At 56.1% G+C, this 17485-nt stretch carries 19 protein-coding genes and 1 pseudogene; 9 read left to right on the top strand and 11 right to left on the bottom strand.

Going from position 1 to position 17485, the window contains the following annotated elements; translation table 11 throughout:
- Positions 1-62 precede the first annotated feature (62 nt).
- The gene (locus RMR21_RS18345; protein WP_498670889.1) at positions 63-413 is read right to left on the bottom strand and encodes a winged helix-turn-helix transcriptional regulator; all 351 of its coding nucleotides are present in this window, start codon (positions 411-413) and stop codon (positions 63-65) included.
- Positions 414-500: 87 nt separating this feature from the next.
- Here RMR21_RS18345 and RMR21_RS18340 point away from each other — a divergent pair, with 87 nt between their 5' ends.
- The 4 genes from RMR21_RS18340 (at position 501) to RMR21_RS18325 (ending at position 4385) form a co-directional block, all read left to right on the top strand.
- On the top strand, positions 501-1358 hold the full coding sequence (locus tag RMR21_RS18340) for an NmrA family NAD(P)-binding protein (protein ID WP_498670888.1): 858 nt from the start codon (positions 501-503) through the stop codon (positions 1356-1358).
- A 510-nt stretch (positions 1359-1868) separates the two neighbouring features.
- A complete protein-coding gene (locus RMR21_RS18335) occupies positions 1869-3281 on the top strand; it encodes a cytochrome ubiquinol oxidase subunit I (RefSeq protein ID WP_498670887.1) in 1413 nt (470 codons plus the stop codon).
- Positions 3271-4275 carry a cytochrome d ubiquinol oxidase subunit II gene (cydB, locus tag RMR21_RS18330; RefSeq protein ID WP_498670886.1) on the top strand — a complete coding sequence of 335 codons (1005 nt, stop codon included), beginning with the start codon at positions 3271-3273 and terminating at the stop codon, positions 4273-4275. The genes RMR21_RS18335 and cydB overlap by 11 nt, the downstream gene beginning before the upstream one ends.
- Positions 4275-4385, top strand: a complete 111-nt coding sequence (locus tag RMR21_RS18325) for a DUF2474 family protein (RefSeq protein ID WP_498670885.1) — start codon at positions 4275-4277, stop codon at positions 4383-4385. Before cydB ends, RMR21_RS18325 begins: the two co-directional genes overlap by 1 nt.
- A gap of 57 nt (positions 4386-4442) precedes the next feature.
- Here the strand turns inward: RMR21_RS18325 and RMR21_RS18320 are convergent, their stop codons facing one another.
- Positions 4443-4568, bottom strand: coding sequence for a hypothetical protein (locus tag RMR21_RS18320; protein ID WP_498670884.1), 126 nt, complete (start codon positions 4566-4568; stop codon positions 4443-4445).
- A 747-nt stretch (positions 4569-5315) separates the two neighbouring features.
- Here RMR21_RS18320 and RMR21_RS18315 point away from each other — a divergent pair.
- Positions 5316-6031 (top strand): annotated as a pseudogene (locus RMR21_RS18315) (IS6 family transposase).
- Here RMR21_RS18315 and RMR21_RS18310 read toward each other — a convergent pair.
- The 4 genes from RMR21_RS18310 to RMR21_RS18295 form a co-directional block, all read right to left on the bottom strand.
- The gene (locus tag RMR21_RS18310; RefSeq protein ID WP_498670883.1) at positions 5965-6399 is read right to left on the bottom strand and encodes a hypothetical protein; all 435 of its coding nucleotides are present in this window, start codon (positions 6397-6399) and stop codon (positions 5965-5967) included. The pseudogene RMR21_RS18315 and the gene RMR21_RS18310 overlap by 67 nt on opposite strands.
- Before the next feature lie 481 nt (positions 6400-6880).
- Positions 6881-7582 (bottom strand): formylglycine-generating enzyme family protein, encoded by a 702-nt coding sequence (locus RMR21_RS18305; RefSeq protein ID WP_498670882.1) that lies wholly within the window; start codon positions 7580-7582, stop codon positions 6881-6883.
- A gap of 53 nt (positions 7583-7635) precedes the next feature.
- The gene (locus RMR21_RS18300) at positions 7636-8808 is read right to left on the bottom strand and encodes an aldo/keto reductase (RefSeq protein ID WP_498670880.1); all 1173 of its coding nucleotides are present in this window, start codon (positions 8806-8808) and stop codon (positions 7636-7638) included.
- A 99-nt stretch (positions 8809-8907) separates the two neighbouring features.
- Positions 8908-9423: a nuclear transport factor 2 family protein gene (locus RMR21_RS18295; protein ID WP_498670879.1), complete on the bottom strand. Its 516-nt coding sequence runs from the start codon at positions 9421-9423 to the stop codon at positions 8908-8910.
- Positions 9424-9629: 206 nt separating this feature from the next.
- Between RMR21_RS18295 and RMR21_RS18290 the strand changes: the two genes are divergently transcribed.
- Entirely contained in the window at positions 9630-10574 is a 945-nt protein-coding gene (locus RMR21_RS18290) for an AraC family transcriptional regulator (protein WP_498670877.1), read from the top strand.
- Between the two features lie 105 nt (positions 10575-10679).
- Here the strand turns inward: RMR21_RS18290 and RMR21_RS18285 are convergent, their stop codons facing one another.
- Positions 10680-10991, bottom strand: coding sequence for an alpha/beta fold hydrolase (locus tag RMR21_RS18285; protein WP_498670876.1), 312 nt, complete (start codon positions 10989-10991; stop codon positions 10680-10682).
- Positions 10992-11099: 108 nt separating this feature from the next.
- Positions 11100-11909 (bottom strand): glutathione S-transferase family protein, encoded by an 810-nt coding sequence (locus RMR21_RS18280; RefSeq protein WP_498670875.1) that lies wholly within the window; start codon positions 11907-11909, stop codon positions 11100-11102.
- Between the two features lie 142 nt (positions 11910-12051).
- Here RMR21_RS18280 and RMR21_RS18275 point away from each other — a divergent pair, with 142 nt between their 5' ends.
- The 3 genes from RMR21_RS18275 (at position 12052) to RMR21_RS18265 (ending at position 14257) form a co-directional block, all read left to right on the top strand.
- Positions 12052-12702 carry a TetR/AcrR family transcriptional regulator gene (locus RMR21_RS18275; RefSeq protein WP_498670874.1) on the top strand — a complete coding sequence of 217 codons (651 nt, stop codon included), beginning with the start codon at positions 12052-12054 and terminating at the stop codon, positions 12700-12702.
- Positions 12699-13652 carry a quinone oxidoreductase family protein gene (locus tag RMR21_RS18270; RefSeq protein ID WP_498670873.1) on the top strand — a complete coding sequence of 318 codons (954 nt, stop codon included), beginning with the start codon at positions 12699-12701 and terminating at the stop codon, positions 13650-13652. The genes RMR21_RS18275 and RMR21_RS18270 overlap by 4 nt, the downstream gene beginning before the upstream one ends.
- 278 nt (positions 13653-13930) lie before the next feature.
- Positions 13931-14257: an ANTAR domain-containing protein gene (locus RMR21_RS18265; RefSeq protein ID WP_498670872.1), complete on the top strand. Its 327-nt coding sequence runs from the start codon at positions 13931-13933 to the stop codon at positions 14255-14257.
- A gap of 93 nt (positions 14258-14350) precedes the next feature.
- Here the strand turns inward: RMR21_RS18265 and RMR21_RS18260 are convergent, their stop codons facing one another.
- From RMR21_RS18260 to RMR21_RS18250, 3 genes are read right to left on the bottom strand one after another with little or no spacing between them, the layout of a single operon-like run.
- Positions 14351-15664, bottom strand: coding sequence for an ABC1 kinase family protein (locus RMR21_RS18260; RefSeq protein WP_498670871.1), 1314 nt, complete (start codon positions 15662-15664; stop codon positions 14351-14353).
- Positions 15661-16008 carry a thiol-disulfide oxidoreductase DCC family protein gene (locus tag RMR21_RS18255; RefSeq protein ID WP_498670870.1) on the bottom strand — a complete coding sequence of 116 codons (348 nt, stop codon included), beginning with the start codon at positions 16006-16008 and terminating at the stop codon, positions 15661-15663. The genes RMR21_RS18260 and RMR21_RS18255 overlap by 4 nt, the downstream gene beginning before the upstream one ends.
- A complete protein-coding gene (locus RMR21_RS18250; RefSeq protein ID WP_498670869.1) occupies positions 16001-17011 on the bottom strand; it encodes an FAD-binding domain-containing protein in 1011 nt (336 codons plus the stop codon). The genes RMR21_RS18255 and RMR21_RS18250 overlap by 8 nt, the downstream gene beginning before the upstream one ends.
- Positions 17012-17485: the final 474 nt, after the last annotated feature.

The following is a 17485-nucleotide window of genomic DNA, read 5'->3' as shown; positions in this document are numbered from 1 at the left end:
AATCTGCACCCGAGGCACGTTGTGTCTCGCCCTTCAACGTCGCGTCCAAGCTCGCCGCGCTGCTACTCGACCGGCGACATCGTGCCGCGATTGAGGATCTCATCGGGAAGTGTGTCACCCCAGTCCTTCATGGCAAAAAGAATGTCGTGCAAAGACATCCCGAGTTCCGTCAGTTCGTAGACGACACGCGGAGGCGTTTCTGCGTAAGCCATTCGCGTCACCAGACCATGCTCTTCAAAGCGTCTGAGGCGGTGAGTGAGCGTGTGCGCGCTGATCCCAGGCAGCATTCCGCGCAGTTCGGTAAAGCGACGCGGCCCGCCCAGCAGCTCACGGACGATCAGGGTTGCCCAGGGGCCATCGAGAAGAAGCAGAAATCGCTCGACCCCACAACACGGCAGTTTTTTCACAGCCATCAAATTTTCTTCCATTAGTGCATTTGACGTAACTGATGCATATCATGCACCAATAGGCTCCAATGTTCAACGGAAATGGAGCAAACAATGTCTTTCATGGTTCACGGCGCGACTGGAGCCCAAGGTGGCCCGCTTTTCGACCTGTTGCTCGCAAAGGGAGAAACCGTGCTTGCCGTGGTTCGCGATCCTGCCAAGTCTGGGGGCAAGCGTTCTCTCGTAGCAGACAACGGCTCCGTGGAATCCCTTGTATCTGCCTACACAGATGCGGATGGGGTCTTCTTCCATCTACCACAGGCCCCAGAAGCTGTACGCATCGAGTATGCGCGCAATTTTCTGGAGGCGATCAAGCTAGCGAAGCCCAAGCGCGTGGTAATTTCCACTAGCGGAGCGGTCATTGACCAGCCCGGGTCATCGGTTCAAACGCCTGAAGACAGCGCCATGGGAATACTCATGCGCGGCGTCAGAGACAGTCAAATATCTCATGCCATCGTTGCGCCTCGCCTTTATCTGGAAAATCTGCTGTTACCCATGGCGGTAGGCGGCGTGAAGCAAGACGGCGTTCTCTTGTATCCAATCCGTGCGGATCTGCCGGTATCCTGGAGCTCGCACCTAGACGTTGCCGAGGTCGCCAAAAGATTGCTGTTGGACCATACGGTCTCTGGCATTGTTGGTGTAGGACACCTGCCGGGAATGACCGGTGCTAGACTGGCTGACGGATTCTCCGCGCGGTTTAATCGGCCGGTTCAATTCGAAGCACAGTCGCCGGAAGAATTCCGCAAATTGCTGGAACCGATGTTTGGTCCTGCCGCTGCCAATGTTGCGGCCTTCTATCAAGCTCTCTCAAAGCTCGATGAAAATGTAATTGTTGCAGACACAAGCGCGCAACAGCTCCTAGGCCTAGCGCCCCGCAGTGTTAAAGAATGGCTGGATGACGTTTCGGCCTGACATCGAGTGTATCAAGTCAAAGGTCGCATCGGCTTCGACTGAGGCGGCCTTTGTTTTCAGCGTTGATTGTCCATTGGGGAGCGTAGCGAACCGAAGGCTGACGACACCCGTCAATGTCTCACAGCATGTATGATAGTGACGGCTTTTATGCCTCCCGTCTGAAAAATGAGCCGCACGATCTTCACCCGCTTGCGTACATGCGCAGTAATCGCAATACATGTTGCGCGTTGGCGTTTTCTGATCACATCATGATTACCAATTGGCGGCACTAGAAGTCTGCGTTCCCCCTGTGAATCTGGCTCCATAATAAGACGCGAACAATATCCGCGTGCTATAAACTGAAAACTTTCCTGAAGAGGTCGGCGAGACTGCTTATTGATTGCGACTTTGGCTGACGAGAGCGTCACAATGCCGCGTGTGATGTTTTGGCACGCGGTCATTTGGCACGGAGCCGCACGGCGCAAACAGGAATAGAACGACAAGCAATCTCGTGCCTTAATGGAGGTCAAATTGTTTGATGGTTTCAGTGCGGAGCTTCTGGCGCGCATACAGTTTGCGTTTACGGTGTCCTTTCACTTTATCTTCCCTGCCTTCTCGATCGGCACCGCCAGCTACCTTGCTGTACTGAATGCCCTCTGGCTGTGGAAACGCGACCCGGTTTATTTAAAGCTATTCGAATACTGGAAACCCATCTTCGCCATCACCTTCGGTATGGGTGTCGTGTCCGGTATCGTGATGAGCTATCAGTTCGGTACGAACTGGGCGGTGTTTTCCGACAAGGTCGGGCCGGTGATTGGCCCGCTCATGGGCTATGAGGTTTTAACCGCGTTTTTTCTCGAGGCCGGATTTCTGGGCATTGCCTTGTTTGGACGCAAACGTGTAGGCGATGGCCTGCATATGTTTGCCGTTGCCATGGTGGCTGTCGGCACACTCATTTCCGCCACATGGATCTTGTCGGCCAACAGCTGGATGCAGACACCGCAGGGTTTTACCATCGGTGAAAACGGACAGTTCCTACCCGCGGACTGGTGGAAGATCATCTTCAATCCGTCTTTTCCCTATCGTCTCGTTCACACCGTGCTGGCCGCATTCCTGACCACGGCCTTTGGCGTTGGTGCTGTCGGCGCCTATCACCTGTTGCGAGACAAGAGTAATCGGCAGGCGCGGGTCATGTTTTCCATGGCCATGTGGATGGCGGCTCTCGTCACCCCAATCCAGATATTCGTCGGCGATCTGCACGGCATCAACACGCTGGAACATCAGCCAGCGAAGATAGCCGCCATGGAGGGCCATTATGAAACTCATCGTGGCGCGCCGCTCATTCTGTTCGGAATTCCCGATGATGAAGCCGAAGTGACGAAATACGCAGTGGAGATACCAAGGCTTGGTTCACTGATCCTGACCCATTCGCTGGACGGCGAGATCAAAGGCCTGAAAGAATGGAATAAAAACGATCGTCCTAAAGCACTCATACCTTTCATCACCTTCCGGGTCATGGTGGGGCTCGGCGTACTGATGCTGCTCGTTGGCCTTTGGTCGCTTTGGGCGCGGTGGAGAGACTGTCTCTATGACAACCGCCTGCTTCACAGAGCCTCGGTACTGATGGGACCATCGGGATTTGTGGCGGTGCTTGCGGGTTGGTACACGACCGAAGTGGGCCGCCAGCCCTATACGGTTTATGGCCTGTTACGGACGTCTGATAGTCTCTCACCCGTGGCGGCACCAGCCGTTGGCGCGTCGCTCCTCGCGTTCATCATCGTCTACTTTCTCGTGTTCGGGGCTGGTGTCTTTTATCTGCTGCGGCTGATGCGCCGCACGCCTGTGCTCGACGAGGATCATGAACTGGATCACGCCCCAACCCGCACGGCGGGGATAACGCCCGGTCCGACGCAGAACCTTTACGGAGCCCATCATGATGTTTGATCTCGCATTTATCTGGGCTGCCATCATCGCCTTCGCCGTGCTGGCCTATATCATCCTCGATGGCTTCGATCTGGGCATCGGCATCCTGTTTCCATTTTTCCCCAAAAGACATGACCGCGACGTGATGACGAATTCCATCGCTCCGGTGTGGGATGGAAACGAAACATGGCTGGTGCTGGGTGGTGGCGGGTTGATGGCTGTTTTTCCCGTCGCGTATGCCACGGTATTGTCGGCGCTTTACATGCCGATCATCCTTATGTTGCTGGGGCTGATTTTCCGGGGTGTTGCGTTCGAGTTCCGCTGGCGAACGACACGCGGCAGCATCTGGTGGGATTGGGGCTTTTGCATCGGCTCCACAGTCGCAGCCATGATGCAGGGCATCGCTCTCGGCGCTCTGGTTCAAGGCATCCAGATCACCAACCGCGCCTATTCCGGCGGATGGTGGGACTGGCTGACGCCGTTCAGTATCACGACGGGACTTGCGGTCGTTGTGGGCTACGCATTGCTCGGCGCGACATGGCTCAACCTCAAGACGGTGGGTGAGTTGCAGGCCAAAGCGCGCAAGCTTGCAATCATGACGGCTGCCGGAACTCTGGCCCTCATTGGCGCAGTCAGCATCTGGACACCCTTTATCAACGGCGTCTATTTCGAGCGCTGGTTTGGCTGGCCAACCGCTTTCTTCTCGGCCTTCGTCCCGCTGCTTGTCGCGTTGTGTGCAACGGCCCTCTGGCAGGGTTTGACGCGCGACAAACATCTTCAGCCGTTTCTGGCAGCCCTGGGCATTTTCATCATCTGTTTTGCAGGTCTTGGCGTCAGCTTTTACCCCTATATCGTGCCGGGGTCCCTGACGATCTGGGAGGCGGCAGCGCCGGATAGCTCTCTGGCGTTCCTGCTGGTGGGCGCAAGCGTGCTGATTCCAGTCATTCTCGGCTACACCGGATATGCCTATTGGGTGTTTCGTGGCAAGATCGATCCCGATGAGGGATATCACTGATGCTGTCCTTGCGCGTAAAACGGATGGTCTGGTTCGTCGGCATCTGGCTCGCCAGCGTTGCCCTTCTTTCGGTCTTAGCCTATGCCATCCGCCTGATGGTCTTGGGGTAGAGGTAGTCATATCCTCTCGTCTTGGAGGGCGGCGAACCACCGACCCGTAATTGTAGCCTAGCCATTGAGATAGTGGTGCATGCAACAGAGCAACGTTGCCTGTGCTCCGTTCTCACGAATGTCGATCAACCGCCCGAAGAAGACGCGGCGGATTGCTTCATCGATGGCATTGGGAACTCGCATTCGGAGCCAACCAAGGCGTTGGTCAGGACTGGCTGATCCTGCACCCCTTCCCTCCAATCACCAAGTGCAAAAGGGTCTTTCATCTGCGTCTTTCTGCCAAAGACGTTGGTGATTTCCTCTTGGCCTGGCATCCGCTTGTTGAGCAGAAGTTGCGCGCGTTCACTAACGCGTGAAACACGAACTCGCTCGAATGTTGCAGACGAGAAGCGTTGCCGGCGCGTCACTGACGCTACAGACCGCCGAAGCCGCAAAGCCATAGCGCTTGTCGCCAAAGGAGGTGGTGACGACATTGACCGCCCAGCCGGGGCGGGACATGCCGCTGCGAAACGTCGCTTTTTCCACACGGTCGAAGCGGTGGTTCTCTTGAACTGCCTGATCTCCTCTAACTGGTCGCTGCCCTAGCTAACGAACACCGAGGAGAACGTCTTCTTCCACTCCTAAAGCGATTGCTGGCTGACACCCAGCCGCTGTGAAACTTCTGAAACCGGATAGCCCCGTTCAGTGATATGACAGCACTGCGTCACGCTTAAACTCGTCGTCGAAATTCGATTTCCTCATGATGCTGTTCCTGCCTCAGAATTAGGAAAGAAGGCGTCGACAAATCTCGGGGCTATTCACTCCTACCGATCTAAAAGACAACCAGCACCGCCACCCTTGATGGCGGGAACTGCCAGGCGGTGAGCATGAGGAGGTCTGGTGGCACTGTAACGTCAACCGGTCGGCGATTGGCGTGTGCGATCTTTCGGCATGACCCAAGCCGTTCGTGATCCCCTTTATCGCCGCCACCGGTTCCCAGCTGAAGTGATTGCTCATGCCGTCTGGCTTTATCTTCGTTTCCCGCTCAGCTTGCGGATGGTCGAAGACTTACTGGCGGCGCGCGGGATTATTGTCTCGCACCAGACAGTCCGTCTTTGGGCCGAAAAATTCGGGCGCCACTTTGCCAATGAAATCCGGCGGCGTTCAGCCGGAAAGCTCGGCGACACGTGGCACCTCGATGAAGTCGTCATCTCTATTGGCTGCAAGAAACACTGGCTGTGGCGGGCTGTCGATCAGGATGGCTTCGTTCTCGACGTGCTGGTGCAGAGCCGCCGCAATACCAAGGCCGCCAAACGTTTGATGCGAAAGCTCTTGAAGGACAGGGCCATTCGCCGCGCGTCATGATCACTGACAAACTGCGATCCTACGGCGCTGCCAAGCAAGACATCATGCCCGGCGTCGATCATCGTTCACACAAAGGGCTTAATAACCGGGCGGAGAATTCCCATCAACCGACACGACGGCGAGAGTGGATCATGAAGGGCTTCAAGTCAGCCCGACATCTCCAGCGTTTCGTCTCCATTCATGACCCGGTCGCCAATCTCTTCCATATTCCACGCCACGATGTCCCGTCCCACCATCACCGCGAACTGAGAGCCGCGGCCATGCAAATGTGGAATAAGATCGCACGCCTGCAGGCAGCATAAGCGAGAGCCGCGGCCGAGACCTTTGCCACCAGTCCTTTAACTTTACGATGCCCTTTGTTGAGTTGCGTTTTGCTGGTAATGCCAAGCAATCCCTTGAGAACGTTGTCGGCATGTTCTGTGTTGTGGATCGCGCCGTACTTCCATTTGCGCCCAAGAAACCGGTGAAATAGCGGCTCTGCGCAAGGGGTTACCCCATTGGCTGCGAAATCGCCGTCGCGCAGCTGGTTGGCTGGCTGCGCAGGCCGAACCGCTTGACCGCTCTTCAAAGGCAGCATGGCGCGCTTGCGAAGTTCCAGGAACATCACCGCGTTCTCGAGCGCAGCGCTGATCAGCTTTATCTGTTCAGGCAAGGCTTCAGGGGAGATCACGCACAAGATGTCCCACTCATAGGACTACTGTAAGCGTTAAGCTGGCCCCATCTGGCGTAGTCAGAGCGTATGCCTGTATTGCATATATACGATTCACAAACTGTGAGCTTCTATGTCTGCGCCAGATGGGGTCAGCTTAACGCTTACGCCGAACGCCTTCAATACCAAAGCTATCTCCGGCTAGAACAGACGAACGCTGCCATCATGGCGCTCGCGAGGGATGGTGCCATGATAAAGGAGATCGTGCGCCGTGCCGGTCATAGCCGGGGTTTGGTCCGCCAAGTGCTTAAGGGGAAACGCAACGGCGTCTTTTGGTCAGGAGAGAGTTCGTTGGAGACCTGTCTCGAATGGCTCGAGGCCCAATGGGCTGCTGGCAAGCGCAACGCTACTGAGCTGAGGCGACGGATGTCGGCAACCGTGAGCGCTACTGGCCACAGGTACGCCGTCGGTATCCTTTGTCATTCGATGTGTGTGTCGACCGCTACGGATGATCATAAGCACAGCGAAAGCCAACATAGACGGCATAAAATTCAGCTGGCTTCCACTGCATTGAAAGGGCTGTCATCTTTTCCCGGTCATACCACCACGAGCCACCTGCGGTGAGCGCTGAATCACCATGTCTATCTGCAAGCCATTCCCACGCATTGCCCCCCATGTCGAAAAGTCCATTCACACCCGCCTTGGTTGTTGCTATGGGCGAAAGCTGTGGCCACGGATCAGGGTTGCTTGTATTGGCTCCCCGACCGTCAGAACCCGTCGGATAGGGATAAATTTCACCCCGGATCATGTCAGGTGGCGCGTTCTCACGTTGCTCTTTGTAAGCTGCCTCACTCCATTCATTTCGCGTCGGGAGGCGTCCTCCCACCCATATACAATATTCGTTCGCCTCTCTCCAACTCACATGAACGGCAGGGAGTGCCTTGTTTTCGACGACCTCACCAAATGGCGCAAGGTAGTTCCACCCCGGTCGGCGCTCCCAACCTACGCCCCATTCATGCCCGCCACCCTCACGTTCTGCCACTGATCTGACACCGTGAGCCTGAATAAAGGCTTCAAATCGAGCAATGGTGATTTCGTTTCGATCAATGCCGAACTTGGCGAACCTAACGACTTCATCAGCTTCAACCGCTTGCGGCATGCTGATGACGCCCGCGATCAAAGGAATCAGTGTCAAAGTTTTCACGGTTTTCCCCTTGAATGAACCCGGCTCGCCAAGTGGGCTGTTCCGCAGTCGGATTATGCTGGAACAGGTGCGTCAGACAGGATAAGTTTGCGTTCGCGCAACTCGTCCCAGAAAGCGACGGGAATACTCACTTTCATGGATTGAATATTGGCTTCGACCTGACCTGGTACGCGCGAACCAGGGACAATTGATGAGACAATCTGCGGGGCCGCTGCGAACTGAAGGGCAGCGGTGCGGATGTCTATGTCATGGCGTTTCGCGACTTCTGCAAGCTGTACTCGCTTTTCGACAACGCCAGCAGGAAGCTTGTCACTGAAATGATAGCGGTTGCGACCCCCGAGAAATCCGTCGTTCAACGGCGTACCCAAGGTCACTGTGATCCCTTTGGCAGCAAGCGCAGGGAACGTTCGGGTGATCGCTTCCTCGTGATCGATGAGGCTATACTGGCAAGCCAGAAGGACGATGTCGGGTGTTGGGCCATCTCCAGTCGTCGCAAGAACAGCCGCTTCCGGGCGATTGATGCCAAATCCCCAGGCCTTGATCAAACCGTCCTCACGCATACGTTCGAGCTCGACCATCGCACCCGTTCGAGCAATCTCATACGAACCCGTCCAAGGCTGCGGTAGCTCGGCATTGTCAGGTCCCAGATCGTGAATGTAGACAATGTCGATACTGGAGAGCCCCAGGCGCTGCAAGCTGTCTTCTACAGAACGGCGGGCACCCTCCGCTGTGTAGGCGTACTCATACGAAAAATTGAGCTTTTCCGCCCAGAAATCCGGGGCAAGCGGTTCACGGCTGGGATGGAATACGCGCCCGACTTTGGTCGAGACCAGATATTGGTCACGTGGCTTGGTTCTGAGGAATGTGCCCAAGCGATGTTCGGACAAGCCATGGCCATAGAAAGGCGACGTGTCGAATAGGCGAACGCCGCCGTCCCACGCTGCATTCAAAGTGGCGTGTGCCTGAGCGTCACTTATCGGCGCGAAGATATTGCCGATTTGCGTGCCTCCCATTCCAAATCGATAGCGGGGGCGATATCGAATCCCGGCTTCAGCAGGAGCGTTCAATGGCAGGGATGTTCCAGTTATTTTACCCAATGTCGGCATCACGGTGCCTTGAACCGTTTGTGCCTCGAATGCTGGTGTTTGCGCCCGTAAAAGAGAAGGAGCAAGCGCTGTCGTAATCGCAGTCCCGGCCGCCAATGTCAGAAAGTCGCGACGTTCCATGATAAACTCCAAGTTTTCAAATAGGGAGGAATTTCGTTGCGATGGAATCGCAACTTAGAAGAGTAATTTGCAATATTTTGAGAATGAAGGGCGCCGCGTTCAGCGCAAATTAGGAGCTTCGTTCAGCAATGCCGAATCCCAGTGCTCTGCTGCCTTGCCGTCTTTGATGCGCCACATGTCGAACCAGGTCGTGCTGTAGCTCTTCGACGAATCCCTTGGATCTTTCTCGGTCCGAGAATATGTGACGACCACGAGGTCACCTTCGGCAACCACATCGGCGACTTTCATGGAAATCCCGTCTGGAATGCGCTTTGGCTGAACCTTGAGAACTTCCGTAAAATAAGCCACAACTGCCTTCAAGCCGCTCTTTGTATTGGGGTTGTGCTGGATGTAATCGTCCGTCAGATATTGGCTGGCCTTTTCCCAATGTCCGGCCTCCAGAAGTTCGAGAATGATCTTGTAGGCGACCTGTTTGTTGGCGTGAAGCTTGGAATCCGGGCTGGTAAATAAAGCGTTCGGGTTGGAAGCCGCAACGACCGCGTCCTGGGCTTGCACGGACGCGCTTGTCATAATGGACCCAAGTGCGATGCCGATAACGAGAACGAATTTGTTCAAGAGTTGTCTCCGTAGAAGTTGATTCCGTTGCACCGTGATCGCCGCACGCTACCCCAGTAGCTTGCTAGATATGCTGGCGAACATAAGGCCAGGTGTGTCTGTGCAGTTAGCTCTATCCTACCGAAATTTTGCACGATCCTCTCGATTGCCTTGCGCACAACATATTTTTCGATCACATTTCGAAGAGTTGACCGAGAGGCAAGTGAATGAACCAAGTTGTAAAGAGTGATGATCTTGGCAGTATGCCGAGTTTGAAGAGCATCTCTATGTTGGCGTCTGAAGTCCTGCGGTTGTGCCCCCAAGAACAGATCAACGCCAGTTTCGTGCCTGGCCTTAAGTTTTTCAGGCTGTCAAAACCGGACGAGCCGCACAGGTGCTTTTACGAACCGTGTATCGCGGTCATCCTGAGCGGCGTTAAGCGCGTGATGTTCGACGAAGAGGAAATGCTTTTCCATCCGGGTGATTTCTTCGTTACGTCGATCGATATCCCGACGTCCGCGCATGTCATCGAAGCATCACTAGAAAATCGTTATGTCGCGATGATTATGAAAATCGACTCGACTCGGCTTCACGAGCTTGCTCGGCAGATGCGGTTCTCCGGCGAGGGAGGCTCGGCACATGCAAGGGGTGTCGCAACCGGTCATGCGCCAGAAGAGCTTCTCGTCGCTTTGAGACGTCTTGTAGATCTGGCATATCGGCCAGACGAAATTCCCTTGCTGGTCGACGCGATTAAGTCCGAAATTTACGTCCGCTTGCTTCAAAGCGAGGTAGGCGCGTGGGTTGCACTTATGGCAAGTGACGGCTTCAAAGCGGGTGGCGTCGTCAAGGCGGTTGAATGGCTTAAGACCAATTATATGTATCCACTGCAGGTCGAAAGGCTTGCTGACCTGTCTAGCATGGCGGTGTCGACATTTCATCGTCACTTTCGTGATTTGACCGGAACAAGTCCGATTCAATATCAAAAAACGCTCCGCCTTTACGCTGCGAAAAATCTTATGCTGACAGAACGCATCAATGCCAACAGCGCTGCATCCAGAGTTGGATATGATAGCGCGCAGCAGTTCAGCCGAGAGTATTCACGCATGTTCGGTGCACCACCCAAGCGAGATGTGGGGATATTAAGGAATGCCAAGTCTTCTAAGCGAGACTGATCCTTGATGCGAATTTGACGCCAAATCCCTGCGCCGTCAACGTCTCTCGACTTGAAAGGTATTGAACTAGAAACCCGTAATTCTTTCTGAGATGTAGGGAATTTCTCAAGGCATCTCAATGAGATCCTTTGAAGCAAGTTGAAAGGGGTGTTGCTGCACAAGTTCATAGACGTCCTGCGCTACAGTTCGCTTGTCATAGCCAGCCGGCGGTCGATCTGAATCTCCAAAACCTCGCAAGTCAGGCGCGATGACCGTGTAGTCTTTGGAGAAGTGCGGAATGATGTGGCGCCATGCGCGTCCACTTTGTGGGAAGCCATGCAGGAGTACCAGCGCGGGACCCTCCCCGGCCTTGGCGTAGCGAATGCGAATGCCGTCTACAGACCCACTGTGGTGAGAAACCCGGTGAGGGTTTGTCATTTCTTCTCCTTGGACGTCCGGGTTGTCGCTTCTGTTGTGTTGCCAGGACAGAAGCGGGTCTGCACCGACGGAGATCGTCCGTTCGGCGCAAACAATCCTTCGGACCGATTAGGCCGGTTTGAACGCCAGCTTGAGTTCTGGGTAGCAGTCTTCGGTGACTGTCTGGATGAAGCGCCCAAGATTTGGCAGCGTGTGAGCGAAGTCGGAGATTTCTGGATGCATGCCACGGGCCTGGAAAAACGCCTGTGTGAAGCCGAAGAGCACGGCGTCGTAGGAGCTCGGACGATCGTTGCCGAGCAGGTATTTGTGATTGCCGATGATAACGTCGATGGCGGCCAGAGCACGCTTTGCCTTATGGATGATCTCGGCCGGTGTAAAGCGTGCGATCCCTTGATCGTAGCAGCGTTTGCGGAAGTCTTCGCGGCGAACCCGCAGCGCCTCCTGAATGTCTGCCGGCAACGCAGTCGGATCGCCGACCATGACCTTTATGAGGAAGTCCCAGCCGTCCTGATCGAAAAATTCGTAATAGATGATGACCCAGTATAGGTGATCCTCCAACGTACCCTGCACCATCAGTCCCAGAGCTTTCTGAGCCGGTGTCAGGTGAGCATCGGGATCGCCGATGGTGCGCTTTAGATAATCGATGATGAGACCGGAGTCGGCAATGCGCGTGTTCCCGACGCTGATGAAAGGCACCTTGCCGCGCGGTCCGACATCAGGAACCGGTTCTGAAACCATTTCATGCTTGATGTTGAAGAGGCGGAAGTAGGCCTGCAGCTTGGCGGCATAGGGCGAGAGGCTGGCGACGTAGGATGAGAGTTCATTTTGGCCGAGCGTGACGGCATGCAGATTGACGACGGTGTCGCTGTCAATCTTGAGAGCGTCATAGGGATTTTCGTAAAGCGGATACTGTTTCATGTGGATCTCCAATTTGTTCAAAAGTTTCGTAGCTTGCCTGCGCTATCCATTACGAAAGTGGGTAAGCGCGGTTGGTTGACGGCAGGTGAAGATTTATGTACCATTCCGCAAACAAATCGATCGGTCAAGGATTTTATGCGAAATGGTACAAAATAAGTTGCCAGCCGCGGCGCGGCCGAGAGGACGCCCACGCACCTTCGATGAGAGCCAGGTTCTGGAAGCCGCACGCGATACATTCTGGAAGAATGGTTACGCCGCAACGTCGCTCGACGAACTGTCCGCGGCCACGGGGTTGAACCGCCCAAGCCTGTATGCCGCGTTCGGCGACAAGCATTCGCTTTACCTGCGGACCCTTGCAGACAACCGCGAATGTTCCGTCGACGGAATCCGGCAGCATCTGGCAGGTGACATGCCGCTTCGTGAGGCCTTGTTTAATTTCCTCATGGACGCGGCCGATAGCACTCTCGCAGGAGAAGCCGGCGCGCGCGGATGCTTCGTCGTTTGCACGGCGGTCACCGAAGCACTCAGGGACGGCGACACCCGGGCGATCGCCGCAGGTTATGTCGAAGACGTCGACCGTGTCTTCCAGGAACGTTTTGAACGATCGGCGGCGGAGCTGAACACTGGCGTTGATCCGGCGTCGGCATCCAAAGTTGCAGCGGCTATGCTCCAGACGCTGGCAATACGAGCGCGGACAGGCAGCAACCGGGAGCAACTGTCTGACATCGCCCGTGCCGCGGTAACCGTTATCTGCAGGACTAAACCGGCCTCACAACCGGGAACAGCGTCATGAAAGCGGCGGTCATCAACGCGGCGGGTGGACCGGATGTTTTCCAGTTTGAAACCGTTCCTGATCCTCAGCCAGGCGACACAGATGTCCTTGTTCGAGTTGAAGCCATCAGTATCGAGGGTGGCGACCTGGCAGACCGTCGTGAGGGGAGGACACTCTACCCGGCGGTGATGGGTTACGCTGCCGCAGGGACGATCGTAAAGCTTGGCCGTGCTGTGAATGGGTTTCGGATCGGACAGAAGGTAACGACCTTTGCCTTCGGAGGGTCCCATGCCGAGCTGAGAATTGCCCCTGCAGCAACGACATTTGCCGTTCCAGACGGGATGGACATGGGTGTTGCCGCCGCTATTCCATGTGGGCCGGGGACAGCCGCACTTGCGCTGAACCTTGGACGCCTCAAGCCCGACGACACGGTCCTCATCACCGGGGCAACCGGTGGCGTTGGAAGCGCTGCCGTTCAGATCGCCGCTGCAAAAGGTGCTCGGGTCATCGGAACAGCGCGGAGCCTGAAGAGCCTGGAGCAACTGAAGAAACTCGGTCTTTCAGATGCGATCGTGAGCGGCGGAACACCGTTAAACGAACGGGTCGTTTCGATCTGTGGCCGCGGTGCGGACCTACTCATCGATACGGTAGGCGGGAGAGCATTGACGGACGGCCTGATCGCACTGGCAGATGGCGGACGTGCGGTGATGGTTGGGGTGATCGGCTGTTTCAACACGCCTATTGATACCGGCCACCTTCTCATGCACCGCCTGACCGTTACGGGGTGTTTCATGGGGCCGATCATGACGCTACCCGATACGCGTAGGCTCATCGAGGATTTGATCCAAGACTGCGCGGAAGGTCGACTAACTGTCCCTGTCGATGAAACGTTCAATCTCGCTGAAATGCCCGATGCACACCGTCGCGCCGAACTGGCTGGTAGGCTCGGACGAGTGATTGTGACAGTGTAACAGCAACGACCTCCCAAATCTCTCCGGCAAAAATGATGATCCGCACACTTTCGGCGGCGATAATTTCGACACGATTTACAGAGTGGCGTCATCTGCTGCCTTTGGCAACGGCATGGCTTGTGCTGACGGAAATCGATGAGATATCGCCCTTATGTCTATAAAGCGCGTCGCGATTTTTGCGATTCGTAGTTCTCCAATCATGCGGTCCATGATTCCCCTTGATTTCAAGGGAGATCGCCTGGCACTTTCGGGTCCCGCCGCGTTTTGTGAAAGATCTGGTGATCCTCAAAAGTGAGACAGGTTGGCTTGCACCGCGCCGGCAGGGACACCTTGGCGGTGGCAAGCTTTCGACGCATCCCGGCTGGGTCAGCGAGCGGCTGGCACAGAATGGTGAACTGTCCCTGGACGAGCTTCGTGTAGAGCTTTCCGGGCGTGGCGTCGTCGTCCCTCGCTCCAGTGTCGGCCTGCTTCTCCATCGGCTGGGGCTGAGCGAGGCCAGAGCTTTCGAACGTACGCACCTTTTGGTTCATGGAAATCCCAAACCTTCATCGCCGGACTGCGATCCCATGGCATGGTCGCCCCCTGGATCGTCAACAGGCAGATGAATGCCCGCATCTTCGAGACTTGGATCGAGACCCAACTGGCGCTGGCCCTTTCGGATGCCAGCGATGGTGAGTATCTTTCAGGCGAACGCAAACTCAGCAATAGCGCTCCAAGATGTCGGCCAAGGGCAGACGGCCCCGCATGCTGGTCAGAAGCATCGCCATGCCGCCTATCTTGCGCTGAATGAACAGCGTTTCGGCGGGTGGCAGGTGCCAGCTTGCGCGATCGCTCAACATCGGCGCCGCACGTTCGCGGATCAGCGCGATGACATCGCGATTGGTGAAATCGAAAACACTGTTTCGGCTAATATTGATATGGCGAACTGCAAGGCCAATCATGTCATCCAGTGCAGAACCGTGTCGCAGAATCTGGATCGGGGATATGAAACCCATCGCGACAAGCGCATCGCGGATCGCTGCGACATCGCCCATCAACCCGGTGCGCAGCAAAACGCGATATTGCTCAGCAATAGCAGGCGCTATCGCGCGCGTGGCACCAAAGTCCAGGAGCACGATGCGACCACTGTCGCGCTGCCAGCGATAATTGCCAAAATTAGGATCTGTCTGCATCAGACCGAATTGGAACAACTCCTTCAGCACAAGTTCGAGCAATGCTACAGATACTTGGTTGCGATCGTCGTCCGAGCCGGCGGCCAACGCTTCTATGGGCTCACCGGGAATGTAGTCCATGGGCAGGATCGTCCTATGGAGAAGGTCTGTGACAGGCTCAGGCACAACGAAACGTGGGTCGCCCGCCAAAAGCGCGTGATAGCTGCGCATCTGCTCTGCTTCCCGCACGTAGTCGGCCTCTTCATGCAACTGCCGTTTGGCCTCAGCCAGATACGGTGCCAGGTCAAGTCCGGGCGGGAGCAGGCCCGTGATCCGAAGAAGTGCGGCAACATTGTCGATGTCGGCATCGATACTGGCCGAAATCCCCGGATACTGAACCTTGACCGCCACCTCGCGCCCGGATGCAAGGACAGCGCGATGAACCTGACCGATCGAGGCCGCCGCTATCGGTGTCATGTCGAAGCGGGAGAAATGTCTTTGCCAGTCTGGACCCCAGGCTGCACTCAGCGTTTGCTGGAGTTGGCGATGCGGCATGAAATGTGCTGTCTCGCGCAACTGGGCAAGGATGACGGTGAGTTCGGGTGGGAGAAGATCGCCCGCATCGAGTGACAGCATCTGACCAAGCTTCATGGCGGCACCTCGCAGCCGTGACAATTGCTCGGTAGCCTTAAGCGCATTGGATGGTGTCAGAAGCAGATCGGAAAGATGCGGCCGTTCTCCCCGTGCCATCAGGCGCAAGCCTTCTCCCACGATCCCCGTCGCGACGCCTCCGGCGAGTTGACCAAAGGCGGCAAGACGGCCAAGACGGCTTTGGGGGACAGGACGAAAACGGTCCTTCATTGGACAAGCCTCTGTAGCCTGGGCCGCACGCGCAGGAAGCCACGATAGGCGGCCTCGAACAAGGGTGTGACAGCTGGCCAGCCGGCTACCACCCCCAATGGACGCAATAGTGGGATGGCCCGCCACATCGCGGCAAATGCCGCCGCACCGGACAGCAAATTCCCGCCTTCTTGCGCATGGAAGCGGGCCAGGATGTCCCCACGATCAACGGGACAGGCTGTCATCGGATCGCAGGCATCGATAAAGTGTATCGCGCGGCGCCGATCGAGCCGCTTCATCAAAGCGATTTCGCGCTGACACAATGGGCAGCTGCTGTCGAACCAGACTGTCACGCGTTCACCCATGACGATCGTCTCCGGTTTTGATGAGCACTGGAATTTTGTCTTTCAGCGCGAAGAAACCTTTGCGACAGTGCGGCCAGATCAGTCGATCCCATGCACGCAGGTGTTCGGCAAACAACACGCCCTCGTCCGCCGCTTGCCCCCTTAGACATTCTAGCCGAGCAGCGGTCGGTCCGATCGGCGAAAAACCCGTGACGACCTGCCCGCAGCCCAAACCTTTTGCGGCTGAAAACGCGGCTGCGTTCGCGGGCCCGAGTACAGCGGCATCTGGCCACTGCCGCGTGGCTCGTATGAGACCATCCGCCAACGCGGTCTGATCAGATGCCGTCTCAGAGGGCAAGAATGCGATGGCAACGACGCTCAGACCATTTAGTTCAGGAACGGTTTCCAACGAGAGGTCCTCCGTTGTCAGTAAAAGCAGTGTGGACAACAAGGGATCGGGGCGATTGTACGTCCTTGGCGGGGTCGCAGGTGGCATGTCAGAATTGTTGGCTGGTACCATGGCGTGCCGGGCCAGCTTCTGTGGTGCGAAGCGGCCGCCAGTCATGGCCTTTATACGATCGCCATCGGCAAGGTATGCCTTTCCGGCGGTGTGTAGCCCGACCACCCAGCGCCAGGACAAGGTGTTCGACGCAGGATCGCCGTCACGCAGACGGTCCAGCGTGAAGGCGGCACCGAGCTCCCATGGCAGGCCAAGGGTGAACATCCAGATCGAGGCAAACTGCATCCGAGCCCAATTGTGCAGGTAGCCGGTACCTTCCAGTTCCTCGACCCATGCGTCAAAGCAATCGATGCCGCTGCGGCCGGCAGAGGCATCGGCGTACCGGCGAGCAAGAGCATCATCGGTTTCCAATCGAGCCCTCTCCCGGTCTGAAGCCTGCAGGTATCCAGTCCAGATCGCGGGGCGTTGTTCGAGCCAGCCCTTCCAATAGGTCCGCCAGAAGATTTCAGTGATGAATTTGTCCGCTGCATCCGCCCCATGATATCCGGCGACAGAAGCAATCACCTCTTCTTCACTGATAAGGCGACGACGCAAGGCGGAGGACAAGCGCGAGACATGTGGATGCCCATCCGGGCCGCAATCGAAATTGCGCTGCCGAGCGTAATCTGAGCCCGCATGGGGTAAAAATGCATGCAAGCGCTCTAGCGCTGTATCCCGCGTTAGCGGAAATATCGATTGATCAATGAGGGATGCATCGTAGGACAAGCCAGATTCCTGCAAGATTTTTATAAAGTTGATACGACGAGAAGCGGTCATTGGATCAAGCGAGTGACGTCGGATCGGCCGACTAAAAACATTCTCAAGTTTCAGTTGGCCGGTTTTTGCTTGTCGCGCTTTGACCTTGACTGTTGTACCCGCAGGTTCGGCCTTAGCATCGCCGGACATGCGTGGATCTCAGCGCTCGCATTGCGTCACTGACTTGTATGCCACGTGGATGGCGCACTGAGGCGTAAAAGTTAGATCATGTTTCTCAGCAAC

This window comes from Agrobacterium sp. rho-8.1 (assembly GCF_033957725.1).
GTDB lineage: Bacteria > Pseudomonadota > Alphaproteobacteria > Rhizobiales > Rhizobiaceae > Agrobacterium.
Note: the sequence above shows the minus strand (reverse complement) of the source record. Positions and strands in the feature narration are given on the sequence as shown.

Excerpts from the sequence above, each read along its gene's own strand:
- RMR21_RS18290 (WP_498670877.1), top strand. The coding sequence starts at position 9,630 with ATGAACCAAGTTGTAAAGAGTGATGATCTTGGCAGTATGCCGAGTTTG.
- cydB (WP_498670886.1), top strand. The coding sequence starts at position 3,271 with ATGATGTTTGATCTCGCATTTATCTGGGCTGCCATCATCGCCTTCGCC.
- RMR21_RS18255 (WP_498670870.1), bottom strand. The coding sequence starts at position 16,008 with ATGGGTGAACGCGTGACAGTCTGGTTCGACAGCAGCTGCCCATTGTGT.
- RMR21_RS18280 (WP_498670875.1), bottom strand. The coding sequence starts at position 11,909 with ATGAAACAGTATCCGCTTTACGAAAATCCCTATGACGCTCTCAAGATT.
- RMR21_RS18285 (WP_498670876.1), bottom strand. The coding sequence starts at position 10,991 with ATGACAAACCCTCACCGGGTTTCTCACCACAGTGGGTCTGTAGACGGC.
- RMR21_RS18320 (WP_498670884.1), bottom strand. The coding sequence starts at position 4,568 with ATGCGAGTTCCCAATGCCATCGATGAAGCAATCCGCCGCGTCTTCTTC.
- RMR21_RS18270 (WP_498670873.1), top strand. The coding sequence starts at position 12,699 with ATGAAAGCGGCGGTCATCAACGCGGCGGGTGGACCGGATGTTTTCCAG.
- RMR21_RS18300 (WP_498670880.1), bottom strand. The coding sequence starts at position 8,808 with ATGGAACGTCGCGACTTTCTGACATTGGCGGCCGGGACTGCGATTACG.
- RMR21_RS18325 (WP_498670885.1), top strand. The coding sequence starts at position 4,275 with ATGCTGTCCTTGCGCGTAAAACGGATGGTCTGGTTCGTCGGCATCTGG.
- RMR21_RS18345 (WP_498670889.1), bottom strand. The coding sequence starts at position 413 with ATGGCTGTGAAAAAACTGCCGTGTTGTGGGGTCGAGCGATTTCTGCTT.
- RMR21_RS18340 (WP_498670888.1), top strand. The coding sequence starts at position 501 with ATGTCTTTCATGGTTCACGGCGCGACTGGAGCCCAAGGTGGCCCGCTT.
- RMR21_RS18275 (WP_498670874.1), top strand. The coding sequence starts at position 12,052 with ATGGTACAAAATAAGTTGCCAGCCGCGGCGCGGCCGAGAGGACGCCCA.
- RMR21_RS18260 (WP_498670871.1), bottom strand. The coding sequence starts at position 15,664 with ATGAAGGACCGTTTTCGTCCTGTCCCCCAAAGCCGTCTTGGCCGTCTT.